The organism is Pseudomonas sp. NBRC 111119, assembly GCF_001320125.1.
Lineage (GTDB): Bacteria > Pseudomonadota > Gammaproteobacteria > Pseudomonadales > Pseudomonadaceae > Aquipseudomonas > Aquipseudomonas parafulva.
The window spans coordinates 27,913-44,255 of the sequence record NZ_BCAV01000071.1 but is presented as its reverse complement, the minus strand read 5'-3'; the positions used below and the strand labels follow the sequence as shown (position 1 = coordinate 44,255).

15 protein-coding genes and 2 pseudogenes are annotated in these 16,343 nt (G+C 55.2%); 6 read left to right on the top strand and 11 right to left on the bottom strand.

Going from position 1 to position 16,343, the window contains the following annotated elements; genetic code table 11:
* Positions 1-378: 378 nt before the first annotated feature.
* Both APH25_RS23545 and tnpC read left to right on the top strand, forming a co-directional pair.
* Positions 379-3,396 (top strand): Tn3 family transposase, encoded by a 3,018-nt coding sequence (locus tag APH25_RS23545; RefSeq protein ID WP_026140367.1) that lies wholly within the window; start codon positions 379-381, stop codon positions 3,394-3,396.
* Positions 3,396-3,758: a Tn3 family transposase post-transcriptional regulator TnpC gene (tnpC, locus tag APH25_RS23540; protein WP_017849612.1), complete on the top strand. Its 363-nt coding sequence runs from the start codon at positions 3,396-3,398 to the stop codon at positions 3,756-3,758. Before APH25_RS23545 ends, tnpC begins: the two co-directional genes overlap by 1 nt.
* Positions 3,759-4,103: 345 nt before the next feature.
* Here the strand turns inward: tnpC and APH25_RS25320 are convergent.
* From APH25_RS25320 to merT, 9 genes and pseudogenes are all read right to left on the bottom strand, one after another.
* Positions 4,104-5,266, bottom strand: a protein-coding gene (locus tag APH25_RS25320) for an IS3 family transposase (protein ID WP_087148787.1) whose coding sequence is annotated in 2 segments (ribosomal slippage) — positions 4,104-5,011 and positions 5,011-5,266 — 1,164 coding nt in all. Because the reading frame shifts where the segments join, the coding sequence is not laid out codon by codon here.
* Positions 5,267-5,325: 59 nt separating this feature from the next.
* Positions 5,326-5,529 (bottom strand): annotated as a pseudogene (locus APH25_RS26355) (DUF3330 domain-containing protein); the annotation flags it as partial.
* A 134-nt stretch (positions 5,530-5,663) separates the two neighbouring features.
* Entirely contained in the window at positions 5,664-5,900 is a 237-nt protein-coding gene (gene merE, locus APH25_RS23520; protein ID WP_017849613.1) for a broad-spectrum mercury transporter MerE, read from the bottom strand.
* Positions 5,893-6,255, bottom strand: coding sequence for a mercuric resistance transcriptional repressor MerD (merD, locus tag APH25_RS23515; protein ID WP_017849614.1), 363 nt, complete (start codon positions 6,253-6,255; stop codon positions 5,893-5,895). The genes merE and merD overlap by 8 nt, the downstream gene beginning before the upstream one ends.
* Positions 6,252-6,671, bottom strand: coding sequence for a hypothetical protein (locus APH25_RS23510; protein WP_017849615.1), 420 nt, complete (start codon positions 6,669-6,671; stop codon positions 6,252-6,254). The genes merD and APH25_RS23510 overlap by 4 nt, the downstream gene beginning before the upstream one ends.
* Before the next feature lie 20 nt (positions 6,672-6,691).
* Positions 6,692-8,371: a mercury(II) reductase gene (merA, locus tag APH25_RS23505; protein ID WP_031633059.1), complete on the bottom strand. Its 1,680-nt coding sequence runs from the start codon at positions 8,369-8,371 to the stop codon at positions 6,692-6,694.
* A gap of 32 nt (positions 8,372-8,403) precedes the next feature.
* Entirely contained in the window at positions 8,404-8,838 is a 435-nt protein-coding gene (merC, locus tag APH25_RS23500) for an organomercurial transporter MerC (protein ID WP_003131881.1), read from the bottom strand.
* 12 nt (positions 8,839-8,850) lie between these two features.
* A complete protein-coding gene (merP, locus tag APH25_RS23495; protein ID WP_003131880.1) occupies positions 8,851-9,129 on the bottom strand; it encodes a mercury resistance system periplasmic binding protein MerP in 279 nt (92 codons plus the stop codon).
* A 13-nt stretch (positions 9,130-9,142) separates the two neighbouring features.
* Positions 9,143-9,493: a mercuric ion transporter MerT gene (merT, locus tag APH25_RS23490; RefSeq protein ID WP_017849617.1), complete on the bottom strand. Its 351-nt coding sequence runs from the start codon at positions 9,491-9,493 to the stop codon at positions 9,143-9,145.
* A 71-nt stretch (positions 9,494-9,564) separates the two neighbouring features.
* On the opposite strand from merT, the gene merR reads away from it, so the two are divergent.
* A complete protein-coding gene (merR, locus tag APH25_RS23485) occupies positions 9,565-9,993 on the top strand; it encodes an Hg(II)-responsive transcriptional regulator (protein ID WP_060483560.1) in 429 nt (142 codons plus the stop codon).
* Between the two features lie 24 nt (positions 9,994-10,017).
* On the opposite strand, the gene APH25_RS23480 is transcribed toward merR, so the two are convergent.
* Positions 10,018-13,026, bottom strand: coding sequence for a Tn3 family transposase (locus APH25_RS23480; protein ID WP_012817690.1), 3,009 nt, complete (start codon positions 13,024-13,026; stop codon positions 10,018-10,020).
* Between the two features lie 163 nt (positions 13,027-13,189).
* On the opposite strand from APH25_RS23480, the gene APH25_RS23475 reads away from it, so the two are divergent.
* On the top strand, positions 13,190-13,747 hold the full coding sequence (locus tag APH25_RS23475; protein WP_001235713.1) for a recombinase family protein: 558 nt from the start codon (positions 13,190-13,192) through the stop codon (positions 13,745-13,747).
* Between the two features lie 182 nt (positions 13,748-13,929).
* Complete coding sequence (locus APH25_RS23470; protein ID WP_000027057.1) at positions 13,930-14,790, top strand: broad-spectrum class A beta-lactamase TEM-1; 861 nt, start codon at positions 13,930-13,932, stop codon at positions 14,788-14,790.
* Positions 14,791-14,939: 149 nt separating this feature from the next.
* Here the strand turns inward: APH25_RS23470 and APH25_RS25310 are convergent.
* Positions 14,940-15,215: pseudogene (locus APH25_RS25310) on the bottom strand (IS5/IS1182 family transposase); the annotation flags it as partial.
* A gap of 180 nt (positions 15,216-15,395) precedes the next feature.
* On the opposite strand from APH25_RS25310, the gene APH25_RS23465 reads away from it, so the two are divergent.
* Positions 15,396-16,211, top strand: a complete 816-nt coding sequence (locus tag APH25_RS23465) for an aminoglycoside O-phosphotransferase APH(3')-Ia (RefSeq protein WP_011039766.1) — start codon at positions 15,396-15,398, stop codon at positions 16,209-16,211.
* The last annotated feature ends 132 nt before the right edge of the window (positions 16,212-16,343 follow it).

Genomic DNA, 16,343 nt, shown 5'->3' with positions numbered 1-16,343 from the left:
CGCACACGGCGAACCCCATAATCAGGACACTTTCCGTATTTTCAACGCTCAACGAGCCACAGTTCTCATCTGAAATACACGCACCCTGTGGCCCATAAAGCCCAGCACCACCAAGCAAGCAAACGCTCCAAGCCACGCGCTCCGGGCCTCACAGGAGTCCCTCGATGTCGATCCTGGAATTTAGCTCCCTGGAAACCTCCTAGTAGCAAATCTGTCGCACAGCTCATCGGGGTTATGCCGAGATAAGGCAAAAATTAGGACATTCGTTCTGCAAGATATTGAACTAAAAGGAAATTTATTGAGTTCTTGATTGCTGGTCATCCCCCGCCTGACTAGCCGTCTATGCTGATGTTTTGCCTTACTTGGGGGATGAACTCAATGGCTTCGGTGGAAAGGACAGCCTACCCGCTCTTGCCCAGTCAGTTGCCAGCTAAGGAGCTGCATCGATGCTATTCCCTGTCTGATTCAGAGATCGAATGGGTCAATAACACCGCTAAGAGTCCAGCGCTATCGATTGGGCTGGCAATCCAACTAAAGGTGTTTCAGCAGCTACACTATTTTGTTCCGTTCGAGGAGCTTCCTCAGGAGCTCATCAGTCATGTCCGACAATGCCTTCGCTACGGCGCACGAATAGCTCCGCGCTACAGCAACCCCCGCACCCTTTACCGACACCAAGCGGCGGTTCGGCAGTACCTGCAGGTTACACCCTTCTATAGCAGCGACGGGCTAGCGATCACTGAGGAAATCGCACGTGACTGCGCTGTAGTGCTTGAGCAGCGAGTCGATCTCATTAATGCCATGCTTGATGAGCTGATTCAGCGTGGCTATGAGCTTCCGGCTTATTCGACGCTCAACAACATCGCAGAAACCGCTTTGGCGAGTGCTCAGGAAGTTACCTTCAACCTGATCGTGCTCCGAGCGCCAATCGAGGTGATCTACAAGCTAAAGGAGCTGCTCGACACGGATTTCGGGCGTCGGCAGAGTGACTTCAACGCACTCAAGCAGGCACCCAAGAAGCCTTCCCGCAAGCACCTGGAGGTGTTGATCGACCACCTGGCGTGGTTAGAGAGCTTCGGAGATCTGGATGCCATTCTTGAGGGGGTCGTCGATGCTAAGATCCGCCACTTCGCCACCCAAGCCGCCGCGTCGGACGTCGCCGAGCTGAAGGACTGCTCGCTGCCGAAACGCTACACACTGATGCTGGCCTTGATCTATCGGATGCGGGTGCGAACTCGGGATCACCTGGCCGAGATGTTCATCCGACGGATTTCGACGATCCACAAACGCGCCAAGGAGGAGTTGGAGCAAATCCAGGCGCGGCAACGCCAGAAGCTGGAGCAACTGGCGGCCACCCTGGATGGCGTGGTGCAGATTCTTGTTCAGGAACCGGATGACCAGGAGGCTGGCAGTCTGATCCGGGAATTCCTCTCTCCCGATGGCAACCTGGATCGGTTGCGCGAGACTTGCGCCGAAGTCCAGGCTACGGGCGGTAACAACTACCTGCCGCTGATCTGGAAGCACTTCAAGTCCCATCGCTCGCTGTTGTTCCGTCTGAGCCACCTTCTTCAACTGGAACCCACGACTCAGGATCGCTCACTTATCCAGGCGCTTCAGCTCATCCAGGACAGCGAAAATCTACACCGCGAGTGGATCGACGAGCATGTCGACTTGTCGTTTGCGTCGGAGCGCTGGGTTAAGGTCGTGCGTCGTCCTGCCAGTGAAGGGCCACCTACCAACCGGCGCTATCTGGAAGTCTGCGTGTTCTCTTACCTGGCCAGTGAGCTGCGCTCGGGTGATATGTGCGTGCTGGGGTCGGAATCTTTCGCCGACTACCGTAAGCAGTTGCTGCCCTGGGAAGAATGTTTCCATCGTCTACCGGCCTACTGCGAAAAGGTGGGGCTGCCTGGCACGGCGAAGGAGTTTGTCGCCTCCCTCAAGATTCAGCTGGAGGAAACCGCGCAGCATCTGGATGAAAAATTCCCTTCTTGCCGAGGTGACGTATCGATCAATGAAGCCGGCGAACCGGTGCTACGCCGAGTGATAGCGCGGGACATCCCGCCTTCGGCCATCTCGCTACAGACGGCGCTTATGCAGCGCATGCCGGCCAGGCACGTGCTCGACATCATGGCCAACATTGAGCATTGGATTCAGTTCACTCGGCATTTCGGGCCGATGTCCGGCAACGAGCCAAAGCTCAAAGAACCGGCCGAGCGCTACCTGATGACGATCTTCGCCATGGGCTGCAACCTTGGCCCCAACCAGGCCGCACGGCATCTGGCCGGTAATGTCACGCCGCACATGCTGTCCTATACGAATCGCCGCCATCTCTCGCTTGAGAAGTTAGACAAGGCTAACCGCGAGCTGGTGGAACTCTATCTGCAACTTGACCTGCCCAAGCTCTGGGGCGATGGCAAGGCGGTGGCCGCGGACGGTACGCAGTTCGACTTCTATGACGACAATCTGCTGGCCGGCTACCACTTCCGCTATCGCAAGATGGGGGCCGTGGCGTACCGACACGTGGCCAATAACTACATCGCGGTGTTCCAGCACTTCATCCCGCCTGGTATCTGGGAGGCAATCTATGTGATTGAGGGGTTGCTCAAGGTCGACCTCAGCGTCGAACCCGATACGGTGTACTCTGACACCCAGGGCCAGTCGGCCACGGTGTTCGCCTTCACTCATCTGCTGGGCATCAATCTGATGCCGCGTATCCGCAACTGGCGCGACCTGGTGATGTGCCGGCCAGATCGCGGCGTTTCGTATAAACACATCAACCGTCTGTTCACCGACACCGCCGACTGGCACCTGATCGAAACCCACTGGCAGGATCTGATGCAGGTCGCGTTGTCAATCCAGGCCGGCAAGATTTCCTCACCTATGCTGCTGCGCAAACTTGGCTCCTACAGTCGGCGCAACAAGCTCTATCATGCCGCGCAAGCGCTGGGCAGTGTGATCCGGACGATCTTCCTACTCAACTGGATCGGCAGCCGCGAGTTGCGCCAGGAAGTCACCGCCAACACCAATAAGATCGAGTCCTACAACGGCTTCTCTAAGTGGCTGTCCTTTGGCGGTGACGTGATCGCCGAAAACGATCCGGACGAGCAACAGAAACGCCTGCGCTACAACGACATGGTGGCCTCGTCGGTGATCCTGCAGAACACCGTGGACATGATGCGCATCCTGCAGAAGCTCGCCCGTGATGGCTGGCAGTTCACTGACGACGACGTATCGTTTCTCAGCCCCTACCTAACCAGCAATGTCAAACGTTTTGGGGAGTTCAACCTGAAACTCAAACGCCCACCGGAACCCTGGATCAAGGATTCCATTTTCCAGCAGGCTGCGGGATCAATGCGTGCGAAACAGATGTCTGACAGCAACGTTGAGGTGACGAACTGATGCATATCCCGCCAGCTTCGTTCCGCGTGACACCTTATGGGGACGTCGATACCAAGGTACTCGACTCTCTGCGTGCAAGCTACGACACCGCTCAGTTGCTCAACTTGGTCGACCGGCTGGATGCCTGCCTTGCTGAAATCGGAGGGGTCGGCAGCATTCGAGAAGACTTCCTACGCCTGCATGGCATGGCCATGACGGTACTGGAAGGTTTCCCCCTCACTGTGGCTACCAGTGATGTCGACAGTATTTGGGCGCAGGCGATGGCCCTTCAAGAGGATATTTCTGCTTTATGTTCATGCTTGCAGGCGGGTTCTAAACACGTTGCTCCTTTGGCAGCGCTTGCTCCTGACTATCAGGACTAGACTATTCGTGCAAATGGGCTGCCGGCAGACTGAATACAATGGAGGTGCAGAGTAAAACTGATGCTGCAGGACTGACGAGTAACTCTATAGCATCGCTGTACTGTGGGGTGAATTTGACTCTGGGTAGCCGGTTTTGACGCCCTGTAGGCACGCTGCCATCCTCCCGGGCATCGGCCTAGATAAAACTACTGACGAAGCCTTCGGGCTTACATTAGCCACGAGCGGACTTGCATTAAATCTCAATGGACTCACGCTTTCTAAAAAAAACCAGAGCCACTTTCCAGAGGCAAAGATTAGTCGTCGTGACGGGTACTGACCTCTGGTGTGCAGGGGTGATTGTAGTGGTCAACTAATCCCGGACACGACGTTAAGTTTTTTCTCGGCCTGAGCCGGCGTTAGCCCGCCATTAAATTGATGAGGCCGTATCCAGTTGTAGCGATGCATCAAATAATGACTGATGTCTCGTTGTGCCTGCTGAACCGACATATAACCCACTGAAGGTATCCACTCGGTTTTCAAGCTGCGAAATACTCGCTCCATCGGCGAGTTGTCGTAGCAATTGCCCCGGCGACTCATGCTCTGGCTGATGCGGTACCGCCACAGACGCTGACGGAAGTGGCGACTTCCATATTGCGATCCCTGATCCGAATGAAACAGCAGCCCTTGAGGCTTCCCGCGTTGCTCATAGGCCATATCCAGTGCTTTGGTGACCAAGTCAGCATCCGGGTTTCCTGATAACGCCCAGCCCACTATCCGGCGAGCATAGAGATCCATAACCACGGCCAGGTAGTGCCATTTCCCTTGCGCCCAGATGTAGGTGATGTCACCGCACCAAACCTTGTTTGGCTCGGGAACATCGAATTTACGATTCAGTGTATTTGGAATGTCAGGCCGCTCGACCGTTGCTTTTTTGTAGGCATGCGAGCCAGGCTGCTTGCTGATCAACCCCAGTTCCCGCATCAAGCCTCGCACCTTGAAACGCCCGATCTGCTCGCCATCATCCTGCATCATCGACACGATACTTCGGCTGCCAGCAGCGTTTCGGCTCTGGGTGAACAGTTCGTTGACTCGACTGCGTAATCGAATTCTCTCAACGCCCGGAGAACGCCGCCTGAGGTGATGGGCGTAGTAAGTCGAACGGGTGATTTCGAACACCTCGCACAAGCAGTCAACAGGTTCATGGGCGCTTAGCTGATGGATCAGTGCGAACGCTCGAGATCTTCCGACATCAAGAGCGCGGTAGCCTTTTTTAATATCGATTTCTCTCGTTCAAGACGGGCGATTCGGGCTTCCAGTTCCTGGATCTTTTGCTGCTCTGGGGTGAGCGCCTTGCTCTGCGGGGTGACGCCTGTGCGTTCCTGCAGAAGCTGACTGACCCAACGGCGCAGGGCCGACTCGCCAATGCCGAGTGAACGACTGGCTTCGATGCAGCTGTAATTTTGTTTGAGTACGAGGTCAGCAGCCTCGCGTTTGAATTCAGCGGAAAAGACACGACGTTGCTTGGTCATCTGACACCTCGATATGGCGAGCATTCTCGCCTAAATGAGTGTCCGGTTTCATTAGACCACTACAGATCAGGCTCGGATGCCGCTCTCTTATCCGCGCGCGATATGAAGCGCTGATAGCATTCAAGGCCACAGAAGTGCACGACGTACTCGGTACCTTCCGGCGTCAGTGCGGCGTCAAGGGAAATTTCCTTGCAACATTCGCAGCAACTGATAGTGGGGGTGTCGTTTGCGTTCATGATGGGGTTTCTCCATCGTCCAAGAAAACCTAGTAACTCTTCCACACCTGCGATCGAACCTGCGCGCAGATCGACCTGCGGCTGGCAGTGCAGCAACAATTCCCAACGCTCCCAAGCCTGCCGCAACTCGGCAGCGGAGACCGCGCCGTGCTCCGAGCGGGTCACGCCCGCTTCCGAAAGGCCCGTAGAGCCGCTCTCAGGAAGAGGACGAAGAGAACCGTCAGCACGAGCGTCGCGAGGCTCCAATGCTCGCTGACGAAGGCCCCGGCCGCAGTCCCCGAGAGCAGTAATGCCAGCACCGGCAGATGGCAGGGGCAAGTGAGCGCGGCGAGCACACCCCACGTGTAGGCGTGCCAGCGGGGCATCTTGATTGATTCGGATTGGTTGGTATTACGCATGGGTGTGACCTTCGATGGCACGATGAGTCAGCCCGGCCAACTCCGTTTTCACTGCGTCTAAAGCTGCCAGCCGGGTCGCGATTTGCCCAAGCAAGCGGTCGATACACCCGATCACATCGGTACTATCGTCTGCATCGAGCGCTCGACAGAGCCGCGCCAATTCGTCGAGCCCGATACCGGACTCAAAGGCGGCACGTACGAAGCACAGCCGCGCCAGGGACCGCTCATCGAAAATGCCGTAACCGCTTTCCGTGCGCCGCGCGGGGTGCAGCAAGCCGCGCAGCATATAATCTCGGACTATATGGACACTGACGCCCGCGTCCTCGGCCAATCTGGATATGGAGTAGGCATTCATCGCCGACACTCCCGACCTTCACCGCAAACTGGGGCGCTCAGATATTTCCTTCCGGCTAGGCGCTCAGGTAGCCAGATGAGCAACGGTGCAGCTCCCAGAGCCAGTAGCAGCCACAACCTGGAGAGATGCTCGCCGTTTTGGTCAAACACATAAGCCAATAGCGCACCAACTGCGAGCAACAGGAAGTGAGGCCCCGTTATGTAGCAGTGAAGGCGGCGACAACGCGTGGCGTTGACCAGGCAGGCGCCGCCCATCACGGCCAGCGCGGCGCCTGCTGCCAGGAACAACGCGGGGCGTCGATTAGACAGAACAATCGCTATCGTCGCCACGACGGCAGGCAGGCCCCAGAAGCTGACCAACTGCCATGTCTTGCGTAGGCTGTCGCACCTACCGAGATCGTCTGCCGTGTTGCTCATGTTTCAACCTCCCTCTCTCATTACCCTGCGCAGCAGGACAATTGTTTGACGTCTTTGTTAAAGGTCTGTGCGGCGAGTTTCAGTCCCTCGACCATCGTCAGGTAGGGGAACAACTGGTCAGCCAATTCCTGCACGGTCATACGGTTGCGGATGGCGAGTACCGCCGTCTGGATCAGTTCTCCTGCTTCCGGGGCCACAGCCTGCACTCCCAGCAGTCGGCCGGAGCCCGCTTCGGCAACCAACTTGATGAAACCCCGCGTGTCGAAGTTGGCCAACGCGCGCGGCACGTTGTCCAGGGTCAAGGTGCGGCTGTCGGTTTCGATCCCGGCGTGCTGCGCTTCGGCTTCGCTGTAGCCGACGGTGGCCACTTGCGGATCGGTGAACACCACGGCCGGCATGACGTCGAGATTGAGCTTGGCCTCGCCGCCGGTCATGTTGATTGCCGCGCGGGTGCCAGCCGCTGCCGCGACGTAGACGAACTGCGGTTGGTCGGTGCAGTCGCCGGCCGCATAGATATCCGCTGCGCTGGTGCGCATGCGCTCGTCGATCTGGATGCCGCCGCGCTCGTCCAGCTGCACGTCGGCCGCTTCCAGGTTCAGGCCCTGGGTATTGGGCGTGCGGCCGGTGGCGACGAGCAGTTGGTCGGCACGTAACTCACCATGGTTGGTGGCCAGTACGAACTCGCCGTTGGCGTGGGACACCTGGCTGGCTTGCGTTTGCTCCAGCACTTCGATGCCCTCCATACGGAAGGCCTCCGTCACCGCCGCGCCGATGGCCGGGTCTTCGTGGAAGAACATCGCACTGCGTGCCAGGATCGTGACCTCGCTACCCAGCCGGGCGAAGGCCTGCGCCAGTTCCACTGCCACTACGGAGGCGCCGATCACGGCGAGCCGCTTAGGGATTGTATCGCTCGCCAGTGCCTGGTCTGAGGTCCAGTACGGCGTGTCTTTCAGTCCTGGAATCGGTGGAACGGCCGCGCTTGCGCCGGTGGCGACCAGGCAGCGGTCGAAGGCTACGATGTGCTCGCCACCCTCGGCCAGTTTCACGCTGAGCGTGTGGCCGTCCTGGAAACGGGCGGTGCCGCGCAGCACGCTGATCGCCGGCGTGCTCTCCAGGATGCTTTCGTACTTGGCGTGGCGCAGTTCGGCGACACGGTCTTGTTGCTGCGCGAGCAGACGTTCGCGTAGGACGGTCGGCGTCATGGCGGAAAGCCCGGCGTCGAACGGGCTCTCGCGGCGCAGATGGGCCACATGCGCGGCACGAATCATGATCTTGGAGGGCACGCAGCCCACGTTGACGCAGGTGCCGCCGATGATGCCGCGCTCGATCAGGGTGACGCGGGCACCGCCTTCCACCGCCTTGAGCGCGGCCGCCATGGCGGCGCCACCACTGCCGATGACCGCGACGTGGAGCTTGTCGCCCTCTTTCCCGGCGTCAGTGCTGCTCAACCAACCCCGTGCCTTATCGAGCAGGCCAGGACGGGCTTGTACCATGGCGTCTTCGAACGCCGCTCGATACCCCAGGGCCTCGACAGCGGCCTGCATCTGCTCACGGCTTGCGCCCTCGTCGACCTTCAGTTCGGCCTTCCCGCTGGCGTAGGAAACATCCGCCCGATGCACGCCCGGAATCTTCTCCAAGGCCTCTTTCACATGCACGACACAGGAGGCGCAGGTCATACCAATGATTTTCAGTTCGGTCATTTCGTTACTCATTAGATCGTCTCTTGTCAGGTTCACTGGTTTGGCGGCGTCGGACAGGCATCCGGCCCACAACGGCGATGAGCGGGCGACACGAGATCCCATATCGACACCCCAAACATGAGGGCCAGGCCGATATAGAGCAGCCAACCGCTCCGCCAGCCATAAGCCCGCATAAAAAATACCGCTGCCAGTACCAGGGTAGGACCGATCAGGCCGAGCGCAGTCCGTCGCCACTGCCGATGATTGAGCCAGCCGAGGGCATTGACGAGCAGAGCCAGTCCAGCAAACAGAGGCAGCAGCGTGGTGATGAACAGGCCTTCCCACTGGCTCAAAAAGCCCAGACCGAACGCGGCCCCCAGACTAGCAAGGGCGGGAAAGCACATGGCGCAGCCTATGGCAGAAATCAGCACGCCGACGGAGCCGGCTTTGTCACCGATCCGCGTGAACAGATTGAGAGGATTTGCCATCGGAAGTCCCTCCTATTGCTTGACGCTGGACGGATAGCCAGCGTCCTCGGTCGCCTTAGTCAGCGCCAGGGCATTGGTCTTGGTATCGTCGAAGGTGACGATGGCCTCGCGGTTCTCGAAACTCACCTCAGCCTTGGTCACGCCATCGACCTTGGTCAACGCCGTCTTCACCGTAATCGGGCAGGCGGCGCAGGTCATGCCCGGCACCGCCAGGGTGACGGTCTGCGTGGCCGCCCAGACGGGTGTGGCGACCAGGCTGGCGAGGGCTAAGGATGCGAGCAGTTTTCTCATGGTGAACTCCTGATCAGTAGAACAAGGGAAGGATGTAGGGGAAGCCGAGCGCGACCAGCACCAAGGCCGCCACCAGCCAGTACAGCAGCTTGTAGGAGGTACGTACCTGAGGGATGGCGCAGACCTCGCCCGGTGCGCAGGCTTGAGCGGGGCGGAAAATGCGCCGGTAGGCGAAGAACAGCGCCACCAGTGCCGCGCCGATGAAGAGCGGGCGGTACGGTTCCAGCACGGTCAGGTTACCGATCCAGGCCCCGCTGAATCCCAGTGCGATCAGAATCAGCGGCCCGAGACAGCAAGCCGAGGCGAGAATCGCCGCAAGCCCCCCGGCGACAAGAGGGGCGCGCCCGTTTGATGGTTCAGACATGCATTTCTCCTTTCGAGCATTTGATCGATGGTTTAAGGTTAGTCCCGTAGTCATGTACGGAATCAAGCGGTATGAAAAACAATTTGGAAAGCCTGACCATTGGCGCTTTCGCCAAGGCGGCCGGGGTCAACGTGGAAACCATCCGGTTCTATCAACGCAAGGCGCTGTTACCCGAACCGGACAAGCCCTACGGCAGCATTCGCCGTTACGGTGAGGCGGATGTCGCCCGGGTGAAATTCGTTAAATCCGCGCAACGGCTGGGCTTTAGCCTCGATGAAGTGGCCGGGCTGTTGAGGCTGGATGACGGTGCTCACTGCGATGAAGCGCGTGTGCTCGCCGAGCAGAAGCTTGGGGATGTGCGTGGCAAGCTCGCGGATCTGCGACGGATCGAGTCAGTTTTGGAGCAACTGGTTCACGACTGTTGTGCGAGCCACGGGACTGTTTCCTGTCCGCTGATCGTTTCGCTGCATGGGGACAACTCGGGCGTTAACGGGGTTTGAGAGCCAATGGAACGAAAACGTACGCTAAGAAGTTAATTCATTGTTTAAATTGAAATTTAGTTCTCTCAGTTCCCCCTTCAAAATATCCTCCGGTAGCGTAAACGTATAATGCCCCAGCATATTGATATGCCCGTGCATCAGTGGGGACAACCGGGCGATATCTTCAACCCCGATTTCTTCTCCATTACTGCGTATCCAGCTCAGGGCTTCCTGCATATAAAGTGTGTTCCACAGTACCACTGCGTTAGTGACCAGGCCCAGTGCCCCCAGCTGATCTTCCTGACCTTCACGATAGCGCTTTCTGATCTCACCGCGCTGCCCGTAGCAGATCGCCCTCGCCACAGCATGGCGGCCTTCCCCCCGGTTTAGCTGCGTCAGGATCCGCCGACGATAATCCTCATCATCAATATAATTAAGAAGGTACAGCGTCTTGTTGACGCGCCCCACTTCCATGATCGCCTGTGCCAGCCCTGATGGGCGCGAGCTTTTCAGCAAAGAGCGAATGAGTTCTGAAGCATGAATGGTGCCCAGTTTCAGCGAACCGGCGGTTCGCATCATCTCATCCCACTGATCCTCGGCTTTCGACAGATCGGCACAACCACGTGCCAGTTCGTCCAGTGCACCGTAATTTGCCGATTTATCCACTCGCCAGAATACCGCTTCACCGGCATCGGCAAGCCGGGGGGAAAACTGGTATCCCAGCAGCCAGAAGAGGCCAAAAATAATGTCGCTGGTACCGGCTGTGTCTGTCATGATCTCAACCGGATTCAGCCCTGTCTGCTGCTCCAGAAGGCCTTCCAGCACAAAAATGGAATCTCGTAATGTGCCGGGGACAACGATGCCGTGGAATCCAGAGTACTGATCAGAGACGAAGTTGTACCAGGTGATGCCACGTCCGGAACCAAAATATTTTCTGTTAGGTCCTGAATTGACGGTTTTCACCGGCGTGACAAAGCGCATGCCATCAGCTGAAGCCACTTCGCCACCACCCCAGCGGCCAGCAAGCTCCAGTGTGGACTGAAAATCAACCAGGCGGGCATTGGCGCTGACCAGCGTTTCTGCCCGGAGGTAATTCTGTTTTACCCAGCTAAGCCGGTGGCGCGTCAGCGCCGGTATATTGTGCTTTATCAGCGGTTCCAGCCCGATATTGCAGGCCTCTGCCATCAGGACCGCGCACAGGCTGATGTGCAGATCCTGTGCCCGGGCCCCGGATTCACTGACATGCGTAAACTCACGTGTAAATCCCGTTCTGGCATCTATTTCAAGCAACAGTTCCGTCAAATCTACTGGCGGGAGTAGCAGCCTTACCCGACTGTTGAGACGATGCAACGATGTTGGCTCCTCCAGTTTCTCCAGGCTGCTGATAGTCAGGGAAGGATGTTTACCGTCATGGCAAATATGAACCTCCGCATTTCCTTCAAAGCGGGATGCGACGGTTTTCCAGGTTTCATCTAGCTGGACCGCCAACTGTTGCACGCCTTTATGTCCATCAGTGGGATGTCCCAGCGCCCGGCAAACGGGGACCCGCTGAGCCTGCCATTCTTCCCCCTGCAACAGCTTCTCGCGGGGATTTCCCCAGCGATCGCTGTTTTCGAGCCAGATGTCCCTTCGACGTAGTGCATCCTGAAGGCGCTCCAGCAGACAAAGCGAGTAACCGGCACGCTGTATCCGGCCCTCCGCATCGTATACCAGGCGTTTCCAGGGGCCGGTAATAATATGTTCAGGCGCATTGTCCAGGATGCGCTTTTTCGAGCAGTTCAGTTCGGTCAGATAATGAATGGCGGACAACGTATGTTCTCCGGCTGGCGCTGCCTGGAAATGCAGGTCGCGCAATACCGCCGGAAGAAAGCGCTTTACCCGCCCGTACTGCTCCACCATTTCGTCATGGAAATTGTTGTTCTGAGGCCGGGCCAGCTCATTTACCTTGCAGACGGATTCTGCCAGCCTGCTTTTCGGTATGCTGTTGAATATGGTCTCCCTCAGTTCAGCATCGTCAGCCTGTTCATCCAGCAACAATGAACATGCCCGCGCCAATATTAGCGCAGCACGATCAAGATCTTTAAGCGTCCTGAGCCGTTTTTTCTGCCCCGTTTTCTTCGCCGCACGAGTGATATCCAGTATCAGCATATCGAGCACATCAACGGCCTCATCCAGCGCCGCAGTCTCCTGCGCTTTAACGAATGCTGTGAGTACGGCCAGTTTTCTCTGCTGTGGCATTCGCGCGATATATTTTACCGACGCCATGCCTGCGTAACGGGCCAAATTACGCAGTTGTATAGCAGGCAGACCGGTAAAATTCAGTCGGGAAAATTCCAGGTTTCGCAGCCGGATATACCGCTCCAGCGCTTCGGTAAATGCCGGGCCGCTGACGGTGACCGGTCCCTTTTTCAGTTGCTCCAGCGGTGAAGTACGCTGCCCCTCAGGAATGTCCAGAAGCTCCGTCACGCGGGCGGTCTGCCAGCTGTCCGGCAACGCGGCCAGTTTCTTCCACAGCCGCTGATTTGCCCGTTCGCGTATTTCACTGACGAGACGTACAAGTGTGGTTGCTCCGGGCAGCAGGACCTTATTCTGAAGCAGCCACGCGGTGGCAAAATCAAACATAAGGCCGGGTCGCTCATTACTGAGCCATGCGCGGGTGTACAGCAGGCGCTTCAGGCGGAAAGACCAGGGGAAATCGCCAAATTCATGGTAACCGTAATATTCCTTAATCAGCGCAGTATGCTCTCTGAGGGTGGTAACCCGTTCTGCGTAGCGGGTAAGGACTTCTGGACGGCGAATATTAAGCTGCACCGCGACAAATTGCTGAACACCTGGCAGAACCCGGGTTAAGTCTGTCAGAAAGGTGCCCAGAAAACGGGCGGTGGTGAGCTGAAGCGCAATTCCCAGCCGGTTATGCCTTCCCCGCCGCTGGTTAATGAAGGCAAGATCCCGCTCATCAAGATGAAAATAGCGCGCCAGCTGCACGTCATTGGGTTCTGCAACATAGCGACCATAATTCAGTTCCTGCTCAGTGGTCAGAAAATCGACGGGCATACCGGCCTCCCTGCCTGATGGTCATGAATTAACAATTTCGCAACCGTCCGAAATATTATAAATTATCGGACATCGTAAAACTGTTACATTAATATGTCTATTAAATCGTAAATTTGTAATAATAGACATGAGTTGTCCGATATTCGATTTAAGGTACATTTTTATGCGACTTTTTGGTTACGCTCGGGTCTCAACCAGTCAGCAGTCTCTTGATCTTCAGGTCAGAGCACTCAAAGACGCAGGTGTGAAAGCAAACCGTATATTTACCGATAAGGCATCCGGCAGTTCAACAGACCGGGAAGGGCTGGATTTGCTGAGGATGAAGGTGGAGGAAGGTGATGTCATTCTGGTTAAGAAGCTCGACCGTCTTGGCCGCGACACTGCCGATATGATCCAACTGATAAAGGAATTTGACGCTCAGGGCGTGGCAGTCCGGTTCATTGATGACGGGATCAGTACCGACGGTGATATGGGGCAAATGGTGGTCACCATCCTGTCGGCTGTGGCACAGGCTGAACGCCGGAGGATCCTAGAACGCACGAATGAGGGCCGACAGGAAGCAAAGCTGAAAGGAATCAAATTTGGCCGCAGGCGTACCGTGGACAGGAACGTCGTGCTGACGCTTCATCAGAAGGGCACTGGTGCAACGGAAATTGCTCATCAGCTCAGTATTGCCCGCTCCACGGTTTATAAAATTCTTGAAGACGAAAGGGCCTCGTGATACGCTTATTTTTATAGGTTAATGTCATGATAATAATGGTTTCTTAGACGTCAGGTGGCACTTTTCGGGGAAATGTGCGCGGAACCCCTATTTGTTTATTTTTCTAAATACATTCAAATATGTATCCGCTCATGAGACAATAACCCTGGTAAATGCTTCAATAATATTGAAAAAGGAAGAGTATGAGTATTCAACATTTTCGTGTCGCCCTTATTCCCTTTTTTGCGGCATTTTGCCTTCCTGTTTTTGCTCACCCAGAAACGCTGGTGAAAGTAAAAGATGCTGAAGATCAGTTGGGTGCACGAGTGGGTTACATCGAACTGGATCTCAACAGCGGTAAGATCCTTGAGAGTTTTCGCCCCGAAGAACGTTTTCCAATGATGAGCACTTTTAAAGTTCTGCTATGTGGTGCGGTATTATCCCGTGTTGACGCCGGGCAAGAGCAACTCGGTCGCCGCATACACTATTCTCAGAATGACTTGGTTGAGTACTCACCAGTCACAGAAAAGCATCTTACGGATGGCATGACAGTAAGAGAATTATGCAGTGCTGCCATAACCATGAGTGATAACACTGCTGCCAACTTACTTCTGACAACGATCGGAGGACCGAAGGAGCTAACCGCTTTTTTGCACAACATGGGGGATCATGTAACTCGCCTTGATCGTTGGGAACCGGAGCTGAATGAAGCCATACCAAACGACGAGCGTGACACCACGATGCCTGCAGCAATGGCAACAACGTTGCGCAAACTATTAACTGGCGAACTACTTACTCTAGCTTCCCGGCAACAATTAATAGACTGGATGGAGGCGGATAAAGTTGCAGGACCACTTCTGCGCTCGGCCCTTCCGGCTGGCTGGTTTATTGCTGATAAATCTGGAGCCGGTGAGCGTGGGTCTCGCGGTATCATTGCAGCACTGGGGCCAGATGGTAAGCCCTCCCGTATCGTAGTTATCTACACGACGGGGAGTCAGGCAACTATGGATGAACGAAATAGACAGATCGCTGAGATAGGTGCCTCACTGATTAAGCATTGGTAACTGTCAGACCAAGTTTACTCATATATACTTTAGATTGATTTAAAACTTCATTTTTAATTTAAAAGGATCTAGGTGAAGATCCTTTTTGATAATCTCATGACCAAAATCCCTTAACGTGAGTTTTCGTTCCACTGAGCGTCAGACCCCTAATCCGGGCAGCGTAGCGGAACGTTCATCAGAGAAAAAATGGAATCAATAAAGCCCTGCGCAGCGCGCAGGGTCAGCCTGAATACGCGTTTAATGACCAGCACAGTCGTGATGGCAAGGTCAGAATAGCGCTGAGGTCTGCCTCGTGAAGAAGGTGTTGCTGACTCATACCAGGCCTGAATAGCTTCATCATCCAGCCAGAAAGTTATGGAGCCACGGTTGATGAGGGCTTTATTGTAGGTGGGCCAGTTGGTGATTTTGAACTTTTGCTTTGCCACGGAACGGTCTGCGTTGTCGGGAAGATGCGTGATCTGATCCTTCAACTCAGCAAAAGTTCGATTTATTCAACAAAGCCCGTTGTGTCTCAAAATCTCTGATGTTACATTGAACAAGATAAAAGTATATCATCATGAACAATAAAACTGTCTGCTTACATAAACAGTAATACAAGGAGCGTTATGAGCCATATTCAACGGGAGACGTCTTGCTCGAGGCCGCGATTAAATTCCAACCTGGATGCTGATTTATATGGGTATAGATGGGCTCGCGATAATGTCGGGCAATCAGGTGCGACAATCTATCGATTGTATGGGAAGCCCGATGCGCCAGAGTTGTTTCTGAAACATGGCAAAGGTAGCGTTGCCAATGATGTTACAGATGAGATGGTCAGACTAAACTGGCTGACGGCATTTATGCCTCTTCCGACCATCAAGCATTTTATCCGTACTCCTGATGATGCATGGTTACTCACCACTGCGATCCCCGGGAAAACAGCATTCCAGGTATTAGAAGAATATCCTGATTCAGGTGAAAATATTGTTGATGCGCTGGCAGCGTTCCTGCGCCGGTTGCATTCGATTCCTGTTTGTAATTGTCCTTTTAACAGCGATCGCGTATTTCGTCTCACTCAGGCGCAATCACGAATGAATAACGGTTTGGTTGATGCGAGTGATTTTGATGACGAGCGTAATGGCTGGCCTGTTGAACAAGTCTGGAAAGAAATGCATAAGCTTTTGCCATTCTCACCGGATTCAGTCGTCACTCATGGTGATTTCTCACTTGATAACCTTATTTTTGACGAGGGGAAATTAATAGGTTGTATTGATGTTGGACGAGTCGGAATCGCAGACCGATACCAGGATCTTGCCATCCTATGGAACTGCCTCGGTGAATTTTCACCTTCATTACAGAAACGGTTTTTTTATAAATATGGCATTGATAATCCTGATATGAATAAATTGCAGTTTCATTTGATGCTCGATGAGTTTTTCTGATAGCTAGTCTTTGGTTTCCCTGTCAACAACAACACCAAAATGAGAAACGGCGATGGCCCGAATCGTATAGAGACGCAAACCTGAATATTCCGGACACCGCGCTTCAGGACATCGCTCAAGACGCCGATATCT